This window comes from Mesorhizobium sp. M2A.F.Ca.ET.037.01.1.1 (assembly GCF_003998075.1).
In the GTDB taxonomy this organism is placed as follows: domain Bacteria; phylum Pseudomonadota; class Alphaproteobacteria; order Rhizobiales; family Rhizobiaceae; genus Mesorhizobium.
This window is the reverse complement of record NZ_RZSA01000966.1, coordinates 1-2,425: the sequence shown is the minus strand read 5'-3', so window position 1 is coordinate 2,425 and position 2,425 is coordinate 1. Positions and strand designations below refer to the sequence as shown.

2 protein-coding genes and 1 pseudogene are annotated in these 2,425 nt (G+C 61.0%); 2 read left to right on the top strand and 1 reads right to left on the bottom strand.

Annotated features, from left to right (window positions below):
- Positions 1-151: pseudogene (glmM, locus tag EOA27_RS32020) on the bottom strand (phosphoglucosamine mutase); the annotation flags it as partial.
- A gap of 369 nt (positions 152-520) precedes the next feature.
- On the opposite strand from glmM, the gene EOA27_RS32015 reads away from it, so the two are divergent.
- On the top strand, positions 521-1,387 hold the full coding sequence (locus EOA27_RS32015; protein ID WP_126080758.1) for a hypothetical protein: 867 nt from the start codon (positions 521-523) through the stop codon (positions 1,385-1,387).
- 236 nt (positions 1,388-1,623) lie between these two features.
- The gene (locus EOA27_RS32010; RefSeq protein WP_126080757.1) at positions 1,624-2,076 is read left to right on the top strand and encodes a hypothetical protein; all 453 of its coding nucleotides are present in this window, start codon (positions 1,624-1,626) and stop codon (positions 2,074-2,076) included.
- Positions 2,077-2,425 lie beyond the last annotated feature (349 nt).

Sequence of the window (2,425 nt, the reverse complement as noted above, 5' to 3'; positions counted from 1 at the left end):
TATCCTTGCCGAGCACGACGCGGTGACGATGATTGCCACGCTGGAACGAAAGCCCGGCGGCCATGCCGACGCGCATGGCGACCTCGGCCGTCATCGGAAATTTGTTGGCGCGTCCGCGAATACCGTCCGTGCCGAAATACTGACCTGCCATATCCTTACAGTCCCCGTCGGTTTTCAGCGGGCCCGTATTGCCACAATTGGGCCGCATCCGATCATCAAATTTCGTGATTGTATATTACCAATCCTTAGAAAAACATTGTCGCGGTCGGTGCAAGTGGTTCGACAGCCTATCACCACCTTTGACTTGGCGGCGCTACACCTGCCGACACGAGGCTTTTCGGAGCGCCCTGTCCACCGGCAAAGCTTCGCTGGCGGCGAACCCGCAAGCAATTCATCCCCTTATCAGGAGCAACACACTTTGTGACGGGTCCCGCGCCGGATGCATCTGGCGCAACCAGACATTGAGAGCTATTGATTTGGCATAGGGACACCTATTGGCGGCAGCAAGGGAGAAAACGCCATGCTTATTCATAGACTTGCAGCTTTGACGGGTCTCGCCGTCGCAACCTTGTTCATGGCGGCGCCGGCCAACGCGCTGACCATGGCCGAGTGCAGCACCAAGTATAATGCGGCCAAGGATGCGGGAACGCTTGCCGGCCAGACCTGGAACCAGTTCCGCAAGGCGCAGTGCGGCAGCGATGCTTCCGCCGCGACCGACACCAAGGCGGCCACCGATACCAAGGCTGCGACCGACACGAAGGCCGCCGACACCAAGACGACCAAGAAGGCAAAGACAGCCGCCGCTGCCGACGACGCGGCCAAGGGCCTGAGCTCCAAGGAATGCAGCGCCAAGTATCAGGCGGCAAAGTCCGCCGGCACGCTCAACGGCATGAAGTGGAATGACTTCCGCAAGGCCGAGTGCGGCCCGGGCGCAACCGCCGCGGCTGCCACCGCGCCTGCAGCCGAAACCAAGCCGGCCAAGACCTCGACCGCGGCTGCCGCCGGCGGCAAGGGCCTGACCATGGCGGAATGCAGCACCAAGTACCAGACCGCGAAGACCGCCAACAAGCTCAACGGCATGAAGTGGAACGACTTCCGCAAGGCGGAGTGCGGTGCCGGCGCCGATGACGACGACACCGTGCCGGCTCCGACCGAAGCCACATACACCAGCGAGCCGGCGAAGCCGACGGTCGCAGCGCCAAAGGGCGTGAGCTTCCCGAAGGCGATCTCGCCGAAATTCGCCACCGAAAATCCGGGCAAGGGCCGCATGCACACCTGCCTCGAGCAGTACTACGCCAACAAGGACGCCAATACGCTGAACGGCCTGAAGTGGATCCAGAAGGGCGGCGGCTTCTACAGCCTCTGCAATGCCAAGCTGAAGAGCTGATCGCCTAGTTATTCAAGAGAAAAGGCCCGCGCATCGCAAGATGCGTGGGCTTTTTTGTACAGGCGAAGACGCCCGCGGCCTTGCTCTATCTGCATATGGCGGGACTGCCGGCATCGTCGATTTGCCCACACTGCCCACCGCCAGGCTTATGGGTAGCTCGCAAAATTCTGGTTGAACATACAGGGAACAAACAGTATACAAAAGACGTCTAACTTATCATCAATCAGGAGGGTCTTATGTTCAATTTGAAATTGGCGGCATTGGCTGTGACGGCATTGGTCACTTGGAATGTCGCGCCGGCAAGCGCACTGACGATGAAGGAATGTGGCGAGACCTATCGGGCAGCCAAGGATGGCGGCACTCTGAACGGCATGGACTGGGCCGCTTTCCGCAAGGAGAAATGCGCCACGTCCGCCGCGGAGAGTGTCAGCGCGGATTCGGTCAAAACCGCGGAGCCAGCAGAAAAAGACACCAGCGCGGCGGTCACCCCCACTGTGGCGCCGGCGGGTGTGACATTCCCGACCACCCTCGCTGCCGAGTTCAACACCGAAACGCCCGCGAAGGCCCGGATGAAGACCTGCCTGCAGGGTTACCACGACAACAAGGAGGCGGGTACGTTGAACGGCCTTCGTTGGATCCAGAAGGGCGGCGGCTACTACAGCCTCTGCAATGCGCGGCTGAAGAGCTGATCGCTTAGCCTCTTCCTTTTGTTGGATAGCTTCAAAAGTCACGTCCTCGGCTCCTTTAAAACGATCAAAGATCGGCAGCTTCGGAGTCTTCCTTCTTTCGACGCTTGCGATTGGCGAAAGCCGGCGTGACGGCCAATCTCCCCCCTGGTGGGGGAGATGTCCGGCAGGACAGAGGGGGGCGCGAACGAACTGGACGCTCACAGGACGAAGGTTCCTCGCCCCACGAAAGTGGGGAGAGGTGGCTCGGCGAGCCGAGACGGAGAGGGGAGCGCCCTGCGAAGGCCCCTCTCCGTCCGCTTCGCGGCCACCTCTCCCCCGCCTTGCAGGGCTGTCCGGGGAAAGGTTCGGG